This is a genomic window from Staphylococcus sp. HMSC055A09, assembly GCF_001809655.1.
In the GTDB taxonomy this organism is placed as follows: domain Bacteria; phylum Bacillota; class Bacilli; order Staphylococcales; family Staphylococcaceae; genus Staphylococcus; species Staphylococcus capitis.
Genome location: NZ_KV798369.1, coordinates 712,947 through 729,263, shown reverse-complemented (window position 1 = coordinate 729,263; position 16,317 = coordinate 712,947). Strand labels below are relative to the sequence as shown.

The 16,317-nt window shown below is 32.6% G+C and carries 16 protein-coding genes; 4 read left to right on the top strand and 12 right to left on the bottom strand.

The window, feature by feature from the left end; translation table 11 throughout:
• Nucleotides 1–184: 184 nt before the first annotated feature.
• The 3 genes from tkt to sosA all read right to left on the bottom strand — a co-directional run bounded on the left by tkt (nt 185) and on the right by sosA (nt 2,938).
• The gene (gene tkt / locus HMPREF2642_RS09040) at nt 185–2,173 is read right to left on the bottom strand and encodes a transketolase (RefSeq protein WP_070597793.1); all 1,989 of its coding nucleotides are present in this window, start codon (nt 2,171–2,173) and stop codon (nt 185–187) included.
• A gap of 131 nt (nt 2,174–2,304) precedes the next feature.
• Nucleotides 2,305–2,541, bottom strand: a complete 237-nt coding sequence (locus HMPREF2642_RS09035; protein WP_002433819.1) for a DUF896 domain-containing protein — start codon at nt 2,539–2,541, stop codon at nt 2,305–2,307.
• 163 nt (nt 2,542–2,704) lie between these two features.
• Entirely contained in the window at nt 2,705–2,938 is a 234-nt protein-coding gene (sosA, locus tag HMPREF2642_RS09030) for a DNA damage-induced cell division inhibitor SosA (RefSeq protein WP_023350330.1), read from the bottom strand.
• Between the two features lie 142 nt (nt 2,939–3,080).
• On the opposite strand from sosA, the gene lexA reads away from it, so the two are divergent.
• Nucleotides 3,081–3,701 (top strand): transcriptional repressor LexA, encoded by a 621-nt coding sequence (lexA, locus tag HMPREF2642_RS09025; protein WP_002433936.1) that lies wholly within the window; start codon nt 3,081–3,083, stop codon nt 3,699–3,701.
• A 232-nt stretch (nt 3,702–3,933) separates the two neighbouring features.
• Here lexA and HMPREF2642_RS09020 read toward each other — a convergent pair whose 3' ends face one another.
• The 5 genes from HMPREF2642_RS09020 to HMPREF2642_RS09000 form a co-directional block, all read right to left on the bottom strand.
• Nucleotides 3,934–4,950, bottom strand: a complete 1,017-nt coding sequence (locus HMPREF2642_RS09020) for a CAP domain-containing protein (protein ID WP_030062736.1) — start codon at nt 4,948–4,950, stop codon at nt 3,934–3,936.
• A 22-nt stretch (nt 4,951–4,972) separates the two neighbouring features.
• Entirely contained in the window at nt 4,973–5,950 is a 978-nt protein-coding gene (gene guaC / locus HMPREF2642_RS09015; protein ID WP_023350332.1) for a GMP reductase, read from the bottom strand.
• A gap of 161 nt (nt 5,951–6,111) precedes the next feature.
• A complete protein-coding gene (gene rpsN / locus HMPREF2642_RS09010; protein WP_002433763.1) occupies nt 6,112–6,381 on the bottom strand; it encodes a 30S ribosomal protein S14 in 270 nt (89 codons plus the stop codon).
• A gap of 187 nt (nt 6,382–6,568) precedes the next feature.
• The gene (gene rpmG, locus HMPREF2642_RS09005) at nt 6,569–6,718 is read right to left on the bottom strand and encodes a 50S ribosomal protein L33 (RefSeq protein ID WP_001831295.1); all 150 of its coding nucleotides are present in this window, start codon (nt 6,716–6,718) and stop codon (nt 6,569–6,571) included.
• Between the two features lie 94 nt (nt 6,719–6,812).
• A complete protein-coding gene (locus HMPREF2642_RS09000; RefSeq protein WP_037548939.1) occupies nt 6,813–8,327 on the bottom strand; it encodes a catalase in 1,515 nt (504 codons plus the stop codon).
• 218 nt (nt 8,328–8,545) lie between these two features.
• On the opposite strand from HMPREF2642_RS09000, the gene HMPREF2642_RS08995 reads away from it, so the two are divergent.
• Both HMPREF2642_RS08995 and HMPREF2642_RS08990 read left to right on the top strand, forming a co-directional pair.
• The gene (locus tag HMPREF2642_RS08995; protein WP_002433697.1) at nt 8,546–9,994 is read left to right on the top strand and encodes an amino acid permease; all 1,449 of its coding nucleotides are present in this window, start codon (nt 8,546–8,548) and stop codon (nt 9,992–9,994) included.
• 172 nt (nt 9,995–10,166) lie between these two features.
• Complete coding sequence (locus HMPREF2642_RS08990; RefSeq protein WP_002433981.1) at nt 10,167–10,481, top strand: hypothetical protein; 315 nt, start codon at nt 10,167–10,169, stop codon at nt 10,479–10,481.
• Between the two features lie 120 nt (nt 10,482–10,601).
• Here HMPREF2642_RS08990 and HMPREF2642_RS08985 read toward each other — a convergent pair whose 3' ends face one another.
• From HMPREF2642_RS08985 to HMPREF2642_RS08970, 4 genes are all read right to left on the bottom strand, one after another.
• Nucleotides 10,602–11,405, bottom strand: a complete 804-nt coding sequence (locus HMPREF2642_RS08985) for a Cof-type HAD-IIB family hydrolase (protein ID WP_030063677.1) — start codon at nt 11,403–11,405, stop codon at nt 10,602–10,604.
• 64 nt (nt 11,406–11,469) lie between these two features.
• Nucleotides 11,470–12,390, bottom strand: coding sequence for a homoserine kinase (thrB, locus tag HMPREF2642_RS08980; RefSeq protein ID WP_002433614.1), 921 nt, complete (start codon nt 12,388–12,390; stop codon nt 11,470–11,472).
• 1 nt (nt 12,391) lies between these two features.
• A complete protein-coding gene (gene thrC / locus HMPREF2642_RS08975; RefSeq protein ID WP_023350338.1) occupies nt 12,392–13,453 on the bottom strand; it encodes a threonine synthase in 1,062 nt (353 codons plus the stop codon).
• Between the two features lie 5 nt (nt 13,454–13,458).
• Nucleotides 13,459–14,739: a homoserine dehydrogenase gene (locus tag HMPREF2642_RS08970; RefSeq protein WP_030063680.1), complete on the bottom strand. Its 1,281-nt coding sequence runs from the start codon at nt 14,737–14,739 to the stop codon at nt 13,459–13,461.
• 188 nt (nt 14,740–14,927) lie between these two features.
• Between HMPREF2642_RS08970 and HMPREF2642_RS08965 the strand changes: the two genes are divergently transcribed.
• Nucleotides 14,928–16,304, top strand: a complete 1,377-nt coding sequence (locus tag HMPREF2642_RS08965) for an aspartate kinase (protein ID WP_023350340.1) — start codon at nt 14,928–14,930, stop codon at nt 16,302–16,304.
• Nucleotides 16,305–16,317: the final 13 nt, after the last annotated feature.

Sequence of the window (16,317 nt, the reverse complement as noted above, 5' to 3'; positions counted from 1 at the left end):
TTACTAAATTCACTTTGTTATTTCAAGAGGCACTTTAAAGTGATAACTAATACCTACCATTAGCAATGATAACAAATATTTGTTTTTCTTAACAAATTGACTATTAAACTTATATAAAATAAAAGGCTACTAGCTAATAAACTTGAGCTAGTAACCCTTCTCTAATTATTAATAATTTAAGATATTAGAATGTGCGAATTTGATTTAATATATTTTCTTTAGTAAATCCATATTTTTCAACTACTAAATCACCAGGTGCGCTTGCGCCAAAGCCATCAATACCAATAACTTTGCCTTCTGTTCCAACATATTTATGCCAACCTAATGGAGATGCCATTTCAATTGCTACACGCTTAGTAATTGAGGACGGTAATACTGATTCTTTATAATCATCTGATTGTTTATCAAATGCAAACCAGTTTGGCATTGATACAACTCTAACACCTTTACCTTGTTTGTCTAAATCTTTGGCAGCTTCTACTGCTAAACTAACTTCTGAGCCAGATGCTAATAATAAGTATTCTGGATCCTTTTCTGATTCAAATACTACGTAAGCTCCTTTACGAACTCCCGCTTCTACCTTTTCTTCAGCAATATCTAATGTTGGTAAGTTTTGACGTGTTAAAACTAGAGAAGTTGGTGTTTGTTCTGATTCTAATGCTACTTCCCATGCTACACGTGTTTCATTACCATCTGCAGGTCGAATAACATTCATATTCGGAATAGCACGTAAGCCCGCTAATTGTTCTATTGGTTCGTGTGTTGGACCATCTTCACCTACAGCTATTGAATCATGTGTAAAGATAAATGTTGAGTTAAGACCCATGATAGCTGATAAACGTAATGCAGGTTTTAAGTAATCACTAAATACGAAGAATGTCGCTGCATAAGGATGTAATCCACCATGAGCAGCCATTCCGTTCACTGCTGCACCCATCGCAAATTCACGTACACCAAACCATACATTTTTACCTTCTGGTGTTTCTTTATCATAATCTTTAGCTTCTTTGACATTAGATTTATTAGACCCTGCTAAATCAGCAGAACCCCCAAAGAATGATGGTACTGTTTGACTAAGTTTTTGAATAATTTCTCCAGAATCTGCTCTAGATGCTCCTTTATGATCTAAATCATATTTAGGTAACTCTTTTTCATAGTTTTGAGGTAATTTACCACTAATTGCTAACTTAAATTCTTCTGCTAATTCAGGATATTCTTTGCTATAATCTTCTAATTTAGCTTTCCAAGCATCTTCATTTTCGTTAGCACGTTTTAACATAGAAGTTTGGAAGATTTCATAAACCTCTTCAGGTACATTGAATCGTTGTTCAGGATCAAGTCCATAAGCTTCAAAAGTAAGTTTTCTTTCATCTTCACCTAGCGGAGCGCCATGTACTCCATTTGAACCAGCTTTATTTGGAGAGCCAAAACCGATAACAGTTTTAACTTCAATAATAGTTGGGCCTTGTTGTGATTTAGCTTTATTAATAGCATTATCAATTTCTTCTAAATCATTGCCATCTTTAACTAAAATATAATTCCAACCATATGCTTCAAATCTAGATTGTGTATTTTCTGAGAATGATTTATTTAAATCACCGTCAAGTGAAATATCATTAGAGTCGTATAAAACGATTAACTTATCTAATTGATTATGGCCCGCAAATGAAGCAGCTTCATGTGAAATACCTTCCATTAAATCTCCATCTGAAGCTAAAACGTATGTGTAATGATCAACCATATTAAAATTATCTTTATTAAATTTACCAGCTAAGTGATCTTCAGCAAGTGCCATTCCCACTGACATTGCGAATCCTTGACCTAGTGGCCCAGTTGTTACTTCTACTCCATCTGTATGTCTAAACTCTGGATGACCTGGAGTTTTAGAACCCCACTGTCTAAATTGTTTTAGTTCTTCTAATTCTAAACTACCTGATACATGTAATAAACTATATAGTAAAGCAGAGCCATGTCCTGCTGAAAGAATGAATCTATCTCTATTAAAATAATCTTTAGATTGGGGGTTAAAATTAAGATGACGTGTCCATAATGTATACGCCATAGGGGCAGCTCCCATTGGTAAACCAGGGTGTCCAGAATTTGCTTTTTCGATAGCATCAATACTTAGTGCACGTATTGTATCGATAGCCAATTGGTCTTTTTCGTTAAACATCGTTGTGTCTTCCCTTCTTAAATAATATCTAAATATAATTATAACTTATTTTAAATTAAAATGATAAAGAAAAATCTGATAAATCAGCTCATACAAATTGTTCAAGAACTACCTTGAACAACCTTCTTCCATTATTTATTGTTTTTCTCAGATTGAATTTTTTTAAGCTTTTCAGGTGTAACATCATTTCCTTCAGGATCTATTACTTTAGTATTTTCAAGCTGTTGCTTGAACCCTTTTCTAAATGAATCTAAATATTGCTTTCTTAATTTAGATTGTTCCTTAGCTTCCTCTTCTGTTAAACCTTTTTCTTTTTTCTTTTTAGCTAGCTCATTGATTCTATCTATATTTAAATCTTCCTTAGACATTATCGTCACGCTCCTTGTTAAATTTTTAAAAAAATGTGTAAGACTCTTAAAATATATATGATTTCCTACTTTAAATTCTTGTGTAGAATATATCAAAAAAATGAACGTAACCAAATAGTTACGCTCATTAACAATACTTACTCATCATATTTTTAATAAATTACTAATTAACTAAAGCGAACACTGAAGTGTCATTTTGTTCGCTATTTTGTTTGTCTTCAACTTTATAGTTTGATTTATTATTATCCTGTTGATGAATTTCATGATCTGTCATTTCGTACGTTTGTTCTGAATGCGCACTTTGATTTACACTTAAAAAGAATGTTAGGAAAACCATGCAAGAGATGAGTACTACAGCTATATATATTAAAAACTTTTGTTTTGTCTTAATTAACATTAATCTCACTCCTAGAACGTTTGTTTGTATATTTAATTTATCAGAACGAATGTTCTGTGTCAACACTAAAACGAACAAACGTTTGTTTTCGAAGATAATTAATGCTATAATGTACTTAAATAAAATTAGGGAGTGCCTATATATGAGAGAATTAACTAAACGTCAAAGTGAGATTTATGATTACATTAAACACATTGTACAAACTAAGGGTTATCCACCTAGTGTTAGAGAAATTGGCGAAGCAGTGGGCTTAGCATCTAGTTCAACCGTACATGGACATTTATCAAGATTAGAAGAAAAAGGTTATATTCGAAGAGACCCTACTAAACCTAGAGCTATTGAAATTGTTAGTGAACAACTAGAGGAAGTTAATGTTGAGGAAACGATTCACGTACCAGTAATAGGTAAAGTTACTGCCGGTGTTCCTATTACAGCTGTTGAGAACATTGAAGAGTATTTCCCACTACCTGAACATTTAACTTCAACACATAATAGTGACATTTTCATATTAAATGTAGTAGGAGAAAGTATGATTGAAGCTGGTATTCTAGACGGTGACAAAGTGATTGTAAGAAGCCAAACGATAGCTGAAAACGGCGACATTATAGTAGCAATGACTGAAGACGAAGAAGCTACTGTTAAACGCTTCTATAAAGAGAAAAACCGTTACCGATTACAACCTGAAAATAGTACTATGGATCCTATTTATTTAGATAATGTTATTGTTGTTGGTAAAGTCATAGGGTTATACAGAGAAATGTAACTATCAATTTCTCTCTATTTAAGCCCTCCTATATCAAGACCTCTATAAAAATCTCATATAAATACTAAAAGACAAGGTAGTTCTTATCGAACTACCTTGTCTTCTGTTTAGAATCTTTGTTTAATACATCTTTTATTTTATCAAGTATATCGGGTTGTTTATCTTTATTCGTTTTCATGCTTATCTACATCCTTACGAATTTATTTTACCCTTATCTACTTAAGATAAACTCTTATTCTGTATAATTCTCAGTCCAAAATGGTTGCTTCTCTTTATTAAAATCTACACCTACGCCTAAATTTCGATAATGCGTATTTAGTATGCTCTTCCTATGACCTAGTGAATTCATTAATCCTTCATGAGCATAAATACTATTGATTTGACCATAAGCAAGATTTTCTCCTGCCGCATTGAAATCAATACGATCTTTTTTCAATCTATCAAAAGGAGAATCCCCTTTATTATCTGTATGATCGAAAAAGTTATTTTCAGACATATTTTTACTATGCTTTCTAGCAGTATTAGAAATTTTACTTGAATAATTTAGTGTATTTAAGCCATGTTGCTTTCTTTCCGAGTTAACTAAATCATAATTTTGTAATTCAAAGCTTTTTTCTAATTCTCTAGATGGCACGCCATATTGTTGACGCAAGCGATTTTCCATATTTTCACTTACTTGTAATAATGCAGTCACTCCATTTTTTTCATGTTTGTCGTAAAAAACTGTTGTATAAATGTGATCTTTATGGAAAACATCATATTCATTATTTTTTACCTCAAAACGATATCGCCCTTTACTAATATATTCTATAGGATTACCTAACCGTTCTCTTACAGTATGTTTAGGAGTAGCGTACTTAATTTTAGATTTTGAAGATATAATATTTTGATTTGAGTACATGGCATTAACGTGGTTTTTAATATAACTAATCATAATAAAGTTATCATAATCTTTATTATAATATGTGTACCACTTAGTTCCATATTCATTAGAAGTCATACGTTTTGGATGACCTAATTTACTTTCAACGGCTTGCTTAGACATATTCATTTGGATATTACTAAGTGCAAATTCTTGTTTTTTAGGAACAGATAATGATTTATCGTTTACATTTGAATCGTGGTTAATCCATGTATCAACTTGTTGTCGAACTTCTTTTTGAAAATCTACTAATGGCTTAGCTTCTTTAATGGGTGTGAAAATAATGATACATAATAAAACTACAAAGAATAATAGAAATCTTTTAATTTTTTACACCTACTATTTAAACTTAGTCTCTATCACCATTGAAAATTGAGTTTCTCACGATAACATAGTCTACAGTTCTTAGTGATTTCAGATCTTTTCCACCGGCATAAGATATTGAACTTTGTAAATCTTGTTGCATTTCAATTAAAGTATCTTTCAGTGAACCTTTATGTTCAACAAACATTTTTTTACCCTCAACATTTTTATGTTCACCTTTTTGAAATTCTGAGGCACTTCCAAAATATTCTTTATATTTTTTACCTTCAAGTTCAACAGTTTCTCCTGGTGACTCTTCATGTGCAGCGAATAACGAACCAATCATTACCATTGATGCACCAAAACGAATTGATTTAGCTATATCACCATGAGTTCTTAAACCACCATCAGCAATAATAGGTTTTCGAGCTGCTTTACTACAAATGTTAAGTGCAGCTAATTGCCAACCTCCAGTACCAAATCCTGTTTTAATTTTAGTTATACATACACGACCTGGACCAATACCAACTTTTGTTGCATCAGCACCAGCATTTTCAAGTTCTCTAACGCCTTCAGGTGTGCCAACATTACCTGCAATAACAAAACTTTTAGGTATGTGGTTTTTAATATGTTTAATCATATTGATGACTGAGTCTGAATGGCCATGCGCAATATCAATTGTGATATATTCTGGAACTAAAGATTTTGAAGCAAGTTCTTCAATGAATTTAAATTCATTTTCTTTTACTCCAACAGAAATAGAAGCGAATAGCCCCTCATCTTGCATCTTTTTAATAAATGGAATTCTAGCTTCTTCATCAAAGCGATGCATAATATAAAAATAATCATTTTGTGCGAACCATTGTGCAAGCTCTTCATTCATTACCGTCTGCATGTTAGCCGGAACTACTGGTAATTTGAATGTGCGTGGTCCAAATTTAATTGAAGTATCACATTCAGAACGGCTGTTAACAATGCATTTATTAGGTATTAATTGTATATCTTCATAGTCAAAAATCTTCATTTTTGTAATTTGCCCCTTACAATTAAAAATTTTAATCGGATAACGCTTTAAAACCGAATAATTATATTAAATTTACACATATTATTCAGTTATTCTTTATCCTTATTAACTGTACATTGTTTTTTTACTAATGTAAATGGACAAAAGACATAAATTCATTTTTACCAACTTGATTTTTTCACACCAGGAATTTGACCTTTATGTGCATGTTCTCGGAAAGCAATTCGAGACATTTCAAATTTACGTAAAACACCTCTTGGACGTCCTGTTACTTTACATCTTCTAGTTAATCTCGTAGGTGAAGAATCTCTAGGGAGTTTTCTAAGCGCTTCATAATCACCTTTTGCTTTTAGTTCTTTACGTAATTCATAATATTTATTTACAAGTTCTTCTCTTTTTTGTTCTTTAACTACTTTAGATTTTTTCGCCATTTAATTTAACCTCTTTTCACAAATCGTAATTATTACGTTTTATAGAATAACATAAATTTTAATTTATACAAGGAAAAATTTTAAAGCTACTAAACCTGATTTATATCTTTTCAATAAAAAAAGTCTCTCCTATTTCATTATAGGAGAGACTATAAATTTCAAATTGTCGTATTTGAAAGATAAGAAATTATTTAGTTTCACGATGTAACGTATATTTGTTTAATCTAGGACAATATTTTTTCATTTCAATACGTTCTGGATTGTTACGTTTATTTTTAGTTGTAATATAGTTACGATCGCCACATTCTGTGCAAGCTAAAGTAATATTTACGCGCACGTTAAACACCCTTTCTAATGTTGTTAGGAATTCTTACGATTTAAAATTTTATCATAATTGATGTCAACATGCAATCTCATCTTTTACAATTATATTATTTAAAGTTTTCGTATGTTTCATCTTCTTCAGTTTCTAAATCAATTTGATTAATATCGATACCTAAAGCTTTTGCTACTCCTTTACCATAATCAGGATCAGCTTTATAACAATGACGAATGTGGCGTACTTTAACGTCTTCAGTCACCCCATCCATTGCATTAGCTGTGTTAGTAAAGATACGTTCTTTAGCATCATCTGATTGTAGTCTGAATAACTTACCAGGTTGTTCGAAGTAGTTATCATCATCTTGACGGAAGTTATATTCATATCCATCACCATCTACAGGGAATGATGGTTTTTTAAACTCAGGTTGTGAATCATATACACCTTGGTTATTTGGATAATAGTGAGGACCGCCACCTTGGTTGTTATCTAAGAAACGCATTTGCCCATCGCGACTAAATGGACATAAGTTTTCAACGCCAACACCTTTAGGTTGATTGACAGGGATTTGCCAATGATTGACACCTAAACGATATCTCTGAGCATCTCCATAAGAGAATAATCTCCCTTGCAGCACTTTATCCGGAGAAAAATCTAACCCTGGTACTATATTAGTTGGTGCAAATGCAGCCTGTTCTACATCTAAGAAATAGTTTTCAGGATTGCGATTTAATTCAAATTCGCCTACTTCAATTAATGGATAATCATCTTTATACCATACTTTAGTTAAATCAAATGGATTATGTGGATGATTTTTTGCTTGTTCTTCTGTCATCACTTGGATATACATTTTCCATTTAGGATAATCCCCTCGTTCGATGGCATTGTATAAATCCCTTTGAGATGAATCTCTATCTCCACCTACGATTTCAGCAGCTTCTTCATCAGTATAATTTTCGATACCTTGTTGCGTTCTAAAATGATATTTCACCCATACACGTTCACCTGCGTCATTGTACATTGAATAAGTATGTGAGCCGAAACCGTGCATATTACGGAAACCTTTAGGCATACCACGATCTGACATTAAAATTGTTACTTGATGTAAAGATTCTGGAATGCCAGTCCAAAAATCCCAGTTGTTTTGAGGGCTTCTCATGTTAGTACGTGGATCTCTTTTAACAGCGCGATTTAAACTAATAAATAATTTAGGATCTCTGAAGAAGAACACTGGTGTATTATTCCCAACTAAATCCCAGTTACCGTCTTCAGTATAAAATTTCAACGCAAATCCACGTATATCTCTTTCTAAGTCAGCCGCACCACGTTCACCTGAAACTGTTGAGAAACGTGCAAACATTTCTGTTTGTTTACCAACTTCAGAGAAAATTTTAGCATTTGTGTATTGAGTAATGTCATTTGTGACAGTAAAAGTACCAAATGCGCCAGAACCTTTAGCGTGCATACGTCGCTCTGGAATTACTTCTCTGTCAAAATGTGACATTTGTTCTAAATAATAAACATCTTGCATTAATAATGGACCTCGTGGCCCTGCTGTCATACTATTTTCTCTATCTGATACTGGTGCACCAAATAGACCAGTTAATCTACCATCTTGTTTAGACATGGCTAGCTCCCCCTCACAAATTCTAATTTGTAATAATTATAATCTAATATATATTTTAAATAAACCCGTTTTAAGTAGTTATTAAACCCAATTCCTAATTAAATTTAAATTTCAGAAAATTTTTAAATATTTCCGCTTTAAAGTGCTAAAAAGTTATTGAATACTATACCTAAAAAGATTAAAATGGTGGATATATTTAAATAGATGGGAGACACCTTATGGAAGATAACAATATGAAACGTGGACTCAAATCGAGACACATATCCATGATTGCAATTGGTGGCGCTATCGGAACAGGTTTATTCGTTGCAACTGCTAGTGTGATTTCGCAAGCAGGTCCCGGTGGCGCTATATTAGCTTATATTCTAATAGGAATTATGCTTTACTTTTTAATGTCATCTATTGGAGAACTAGCAACTTTTTACCCAGTATCAGGATCATTCAGTTCTTATTCAACTCGCTTTGTAGATCCATCTCTAGGTTTCACGATGGGATGGTTATATTGGGGAATGTGGTCACTTGTAACAAGTGTAGACATTATTGTGGCATCGAATGTCCTCCAATTTTGGGATGTATTTAAAGTACTTAGTCCCCTAGCATGGAGTTTAATATTTTTAACTTTTATTTTCTTGATTAATATATTTTCAGTAAAAGCTTTTGGAGAAACTGAATTTTGGTTATCACTCATCAAGGTAATAACAATCATTGTTTTCATCATTGTTGGTATATTAATGATATTTGGTATATTAGGTGGTCATTCTTACGGCTTTGATAATTATACTAAAGGTCAAGCACCATTTGTTGGGGGTATATCAGGATTATTAAGCGTATTACTTGTAGCTGGTTTCTCTGTAGGCGGTACTGAAGTCGTCGCTGTTACTGCAGGTGAATCAAATAATCCTCAAAAATCAATGCCAAAAGCTATAAAACAAGTATTCTGGAGAATTTTATTATTCTATGTGTTATCTATCGCAGTTATAGCTGCAATTATACCTTATACTGATCCATTATTATTAAATGAGCATAAATCGGTCTCACAAAGTCCATTTACTATTGTATTCGATAGAATTGGAATCGCATTTGCTGCATCAGTTATTAATGCAGTTATTTTGACTTCATTATTATCAGCAGCAAATTCAGGTATATATACAACGAGTAGAATGCTATTTTCTCTAAGCGCCGATGGTCAGGCTCCTAAATTTTTCGGCAAATTAAACAAACAAACTAAATTACCTATGCGTGCTTTAGTTACAACCTACATCCTTATTATACTTGTTATAATATATGCAAATTTCAATGCAAATGCTGTGTTTAATCTATTAAACATCATTGGTTCAATGGTTATTGTAGTATGGGGATCTAGTATATGGTCTCAGATTAGATTGCGTAGGGCAATTAAAAGACAAGGTAAAAATCCTGATGAATTACTCCCTTATAAAGCACCATTTTATCCAGTAGGTCCAATAATTGTAATTATTACGTTATTGTTTTTATTATTAGGTAATTCTTACAGTAGTATTATTACCGGAGATTTATTAAGCGTTTTAAGAAACTTTGCACCTATCATTATCCTTTCAATTATTTATTTCGTGCATAAATTAATTAAACGCACTCATTTTGTTAAATTAGAAGAAATGGATTTAACTCCACATAATTATAAAAATTAATTACAAAGACGATGATTCCTAATAAGAATTGTCGTCTTTTTATTTTATTACTTTCATTAATTTACTTTATTCTTTTTTTAAAATAAACTTCTTTTACGACAGCTTTGAATATTTTATGTTGAAAAGTAATCATGTATAATATAAGTAATAAAAAGGTTTAGAGGTGGATAACATGGTTGGACAAACTAACTTATTCGATGATGTTATAAAACAAGATGAACGTTTTGTCATTGTGGTTCAAGCCCTTGAAGAAAAAAATGGCAACTTATTAAAGCACACGCTAAGGGAATACCCTAGTTTAAAACATGATCAAATGAATGATTTATTTACACATCTCAAAGATGTATTTTTAGAAGAACCCTTCGAAGACAATCAATCAGCTTTTACTATTACTGTATATACTAATCTTGATTATGCTGCTGACCAAGTCTATGCACACATAAAAAGATATAAAGGGAAACATGATTGGACACATACTGCTAAATAAAATAAACACTCAAGCTATTGTCAAAATGGAATAACGCAAAAATGGACTGGTATGAATAACTCTTCTTCCCAGTCCATTTAAATATGTTAAAACCTGTATTTTTAGTAATTTTATTTTAAGTTAGATTAATTTCTTCAACATATGAGGAATCCCCTCTGAATTGTTATCTAAGGTAACTACATCAGCGCTTTCTTTAAGTTCTTCACTAGCATTACCCATCGCAACTGAATAACCAGCTACGTCAAACATAGATTGATCGTTTAAACTATCTCCAAACACTACTACTTCTTCTAAATTAATATTTTCTTTCTTACATAATGCTTTGATTGCATTTCCTTTAGAGACATCTTTAGCCATAAATTCTAAGAAGAATGGTTTACTTGTCGTTACATCTATGTCCTCATTGAAGAAACCATTAAGATCTACACGCGCTTCAGTAATATTACCTACATAATCTACACCCATAACTTTAGGTACATCATGATTAATACATGATTTAATATCTTCGACTCTTTTCATTGGTAAACCAGTCAATTCAGATTCAATATTCATATATTCGTGATCACTATCATGAATGATATAACCGTTATCATACGTTAAAACTAGAAATCCTCTTTCTCTACAATAATCTACAATTAAATCAAAATTGTCTTTAGAAACTGGTTTACTTACTTCAACTTCTTCATTGGACATTTTAATTGTTTTGCCACCGTTGTAGCTAATTATAAAACTCTCATTGTGATTTAACTGTAATTCTCTAGCTACGGGTATCATCCCTTCAGTAGGTCTACCAGATGCTAGAACTACGCTATATCCTTTATCTTGAATATCTATCAAATAGGATTTAGTTTCGGCTGACACTTCATTGTCACTGTTCATTAAAGTATCATCCATATCCAAAACTATCATTTTAAATTTACTCATATAGCAAAAGAACTCCTTCCGTGACTTAATCAAAAAATCATTCTTATCTATATTTTACAATAGTTTAGGACTTTAGGTACACAACTTCTTCTATAACGCCCTTCTCATTAATTGTAGCAAGCTCAGAGGTACAATGAGTGATTCGATCTCTTAATGCTCTTACTAATTCGCCACTACGTTCTCTAGGACACAAAGTTAAAATTGTAGGACCTGCACCACTGATGACAGTTGCGTATGCTTGGTGTTCTCGCGATAATTGGCGTACTTCCTCAAACTCTGGAATAAGATGTTGTCTAAACGGTTCATGAAACCCATCTTGTTCCATCATTTTACCAGCTAAGCCGTATTTATGTTGAATTAAGGCACATATCATAGTATTACTAATCGCACTATTTTGTACTGCTTTTTTATGTGAAAAGGTTTCAGGCAAAACATTTCTAGAGTCCTCTGTACGTAATTCATACGGTGGAATCGTTAGAATAATATCAACCTTAGGAACATCTATACGTGCGACATCTGTAACTTTTGTCTCTGGGTTATAATAGCCAGAAATTAATCCCCCATATATAGTTGGAGCAACATTATCAGGGTGACCTTCAATTTCAGTAGCTAATTGCAATAACTCATATTGTGATAATTGAATATTACCAAAATAGTTTGCAATATATAAAGCGCCCACTAGCGCTGAAGCAGAGGAACCTAATCCTCTAGCTAGTGGGATATCACTTCTCATTTCAATTTGTAAACAAGGTAATGTTACTTTATATTTTTCTGCAACTTCTTGTGCAACTTTATATATATAATTACTTTCATCTTTGGGTAACGTTTCTAATTCAGGACTATAATACAAGAATTCCCAAGCATATCCTTTTATTTCTTTAATAGACATGTATAAATATTTATCTAATGCCATTCCTATAGAATCAAAACCTACGCCTAAATTAGCAGTTGAAGCTGGAATCTTAAGTTTTAAAACTTCTTCCATATCAAATTGCCCCTTTAATGTATTTTATGATACTGTCCTTGTCATTAGGTAAAGGTTGAATTGGGTTGTCCAATAAGGAGATTGCTGTATCTGGATCTTTTAAGCCATTACCAGTTAAAACTGCCACTACTTTTTTACCTTTTGGAAGTTTACCTGCTCTATGAAGTTTAATTAAACCTGCGATTGATGCGTTACTTGCTGGTTCACTAAACACACCTTCATTTGTAGTCATTAATTGATAAGCTTCAAGTATTTCATCATCTGTTACGCTATCTATTAATCCGTTAGATTCCTCTAATGCTTTAACTGCTTTCTGCCAACTTGCTGGGTTACCGATACGGATGGCTGTAGCAACTGTTTCTGGATTTTTTATGACTTTATTTTGAACAATTGGCGCTGCACCTGCTGCTTGGAAACCAAACAATTGAGGTAATTGACTACCTTTTTTCTCATTATATTCTTTAAAACCTTTCCAATAAGCAGTAATATTTCCGGCATTACCAACAGGAATTGCCAATACGTCTGGAGCTTGTTCTAATTGTTCAACGATTTCGAATGCCCCAGTTTTCTGTCCTTCAATTCTAAAAGGATTCACTGAGTTCACTAATTCAATATCGCTGTTCTCTTTAGCAATTTCTTTAACAATCTCTAGTGCTTCATCAAAGTTGCCTTCAATTGAGACAATTTCTGCACCATACATTACAGCTTGTGATAATTTTCCGAGTGCAATCTTACCTTCAGGTATAACTACTATTGCTTTTAAACCTGCTCGCGCTGCATAAGCCGCTGCTGAAGCTGATGTATTTCCTGTAGATGCACATATCACTATCTTTTTACCCTGTTCTTTAGCTTTAGTGACCGCCATAACCATGCCACGATCTTTAAATGATCCTGTAGGGTTGGCACCTTCATATTTCACATACAATTCTATATCAAGTTTTTCAGATAACTTTTCACAATAAATAAGTGGCGTACTACCCTCGTTTAGAGTAATTTGTGGTGTCTCTTCATTAACTGGTAAATACTCTTTAAATTCTTGTACTAATCCTTGCCATCTTTTCATATTTATTAAACTCCTTCTACAGGATAAATCTTTTCGACTTCGTATCCTGATTTATTAAGAACATCCTCTGGAGATTGATCCAATCCTATAATTATCACTGCTACTGTATTCTCATCTCTTTCAGCAATTTGAAGTGACTTATGGAATGGCAACAGTGCTTTGATATCATTTTCAATCTTATCAAATGTTAAATGATTATTTTGTAAAACAATGTAGTAATTTAACTTTTCTTGGATTACAACAGGTTCTTCCCCATCCATCATCTCTCTCGTTTCATCAGTTTTTAATTCAAAATGAGGTGGCAACGTGTGAAGGTTCGATTCAAAGAATAAAGCTACATTGAGTAAATCACTTACAACAGCGCTTCCCGTGGCTAAGCTACCAGCGCCTTTACCATAAAACATTGTGTCTCCTACAGCATCACCTATAACATAAATAGCGTTATATTCATTCTCAACAGCTGCAAGTTGATGTGACTTATGAATAAGCGTTGGCTCAACTGAAGCGTGAACATGGCCATTTTCATATGTACCTTTACCAATTAGTTTTATTTTAAAGCCTAATTGATCAGCAGCATTTATATCTGATAATGTTGTTCCACTAATACCCGTTAACTTCACATCATTAAGTTTAATTACTTGGTTAAATGATAGATAAGATGTAATGACAACTTTACGCGCAGCATCGACACCTTCCACATCATCTGTAGGATCCGCTTCGGCGAATCCTAATCTTTGAGCTTCATCAAGAGCATCCTCGAAACTTGTCTGTTCTCGGGTCATTTTTGTAAGAATAAAATTAGAAGTTCCGTTCAAAATACCCATAAATTTTGAAATATTATTAGCGTTTAAACCATTATTAATCGCATTAACAATTGGAATACCGCCCGCAACACTTGCTTCAAACTTTAAGGCTACGCCATTACTCTCTGCTAAATCTTCCAATAATTTTAAATGAACTGCTAATAAATCTTTGTTAGCAGTTATCACATGTTTTTTATTTTTAAGTGCAGTTCTTAACCAATCGACTGTAGGTTCTATACCTCCCATTACCTCAATAACAATATCAATTGATTCATCCCCTAATATCTCATCAATATCTTCAGTTAAATGATATTGGCTAATATTTAATGGACGCTTTTTTGATTTATCACGTACTAAAATATGCTTAATGACAATATCTTTATTGATGGTATCTTTAATTTGTTGCCTATTCTCCTCAATAATTTTGACAACACCTGATCCAACAGTTCCTAGACCAAGTAATGCAATATTCAATTCTTTCATGTATCATACCTCCTATTGTGCTTTTGAGAAAAACAATTGTACATTTGAAAAATACTAAATAATGGTTTAGTATAAAATTATTCTTAATTTTTGTAAAGTTCTTAATATTGAAAATATAAATCTATAGTACCATGCTTAATCAGAAAACTGAATAGAATTTTCTGATTTTTTAGAAAGGTTGATAACTCATGAAAGTTGCTAAATTCGGAGGTAGTTCTGTCTCCAATGCTAAACAAATTAAAAAGGTATTAGATATTGTAAATGGAGACCCTGAGCGCAAGATAATTATTGTTTCTGCCCCAGGTAAAAGGAGTAATAATGATACCAAAACAACTGATTTACTCATTCGTTTATATGAAAAAGTACTCAATGGTTTAGATTATCAAAATAAGAAAAAAGAAATTATTCAACGCTATGCTGACATTGTAAAAGAGTTAGATATGGATGATGAAATATTAACTACCATTGATGAAACGTTAGAACTTTACATTAACCAACTTTATGATAAACCTTCACGTTTATACGACGCTTTATTATCATGTGGAGAAGATTTCAATGCGCAATTGATTGCAAGCTACAATAATAGTCAAGGTATCCCTACACGGTATGTTTCTCCTAAAGAAGCCGGACTCACTGTGACGGATTTGCCACAACAAGCTCAAATTATAGATTCTTCATATGAAAAGATTTATAAATTACGTAATTATAAAGAAAAGCTTATTATCCCTGGTTTCTTTGGAATTTCTAAACAAAATTATATTGTAACCTTCCCCCGAGGCGGTTCAGATATTACCGGTGCTATAATTGCTAGAGGTGTAAGAGCATCTCTTTATGAAAACTTCACTGATGTGTCAGGTATTTTCAAAGCAAATCCAACAATTATAGATAAGCCGGAGTTAATTGAAGAGATTACTTATAGAGAAATGCGAGAACTTTCATATGCAGGGTTTGGAGTTTTTCACGATGAAGCGCTACAACCTTTATATAAGGATCGGATACCTGTTGTAATAAAAAATACGAATCGCCCAAATGATAAAGGTACCTATATTCGGCATGACAGAGAAGTAAATTCGGACAATGTAATTAGTGGTATAAGTTGCGACAAAGGCTTTACAGTTATCAATATTAAGAAATATTTGATGAATAGACAGGTAGGATTTACACGAAAGATTCTAGCCGTATTAGAGGAGTTTAATATCTCATTTGATCATATGCCATCTGGTATTGATAATATCAGTATTATAATGCGTACGAATCAAATCAAAGGTAAAGAAAGTCAAGTTTTAAATGAAATCAGAAAACGGTGTGAAGTAGATGAACTTAGCGTTGACCACGACCTAGCAATTTTAATGATCGTTGGAGAAGGAATGAATCAAGTAGTTGGTACAGCGAGTAAAATCACTCATGCACTTTCAGAATCTAATATTAACTTAAAAATGATTAACCAAGGGGCTTCTGAAATATCAATGATGTTCGGTATACGAGTTGAAGATGCAGAAAAAGCTGTCCTATCAACTTATGAATTTTGTTACCATGGTATTTGTTTAAAAAATTTATGTTCATAAAAGATAAAAAGAT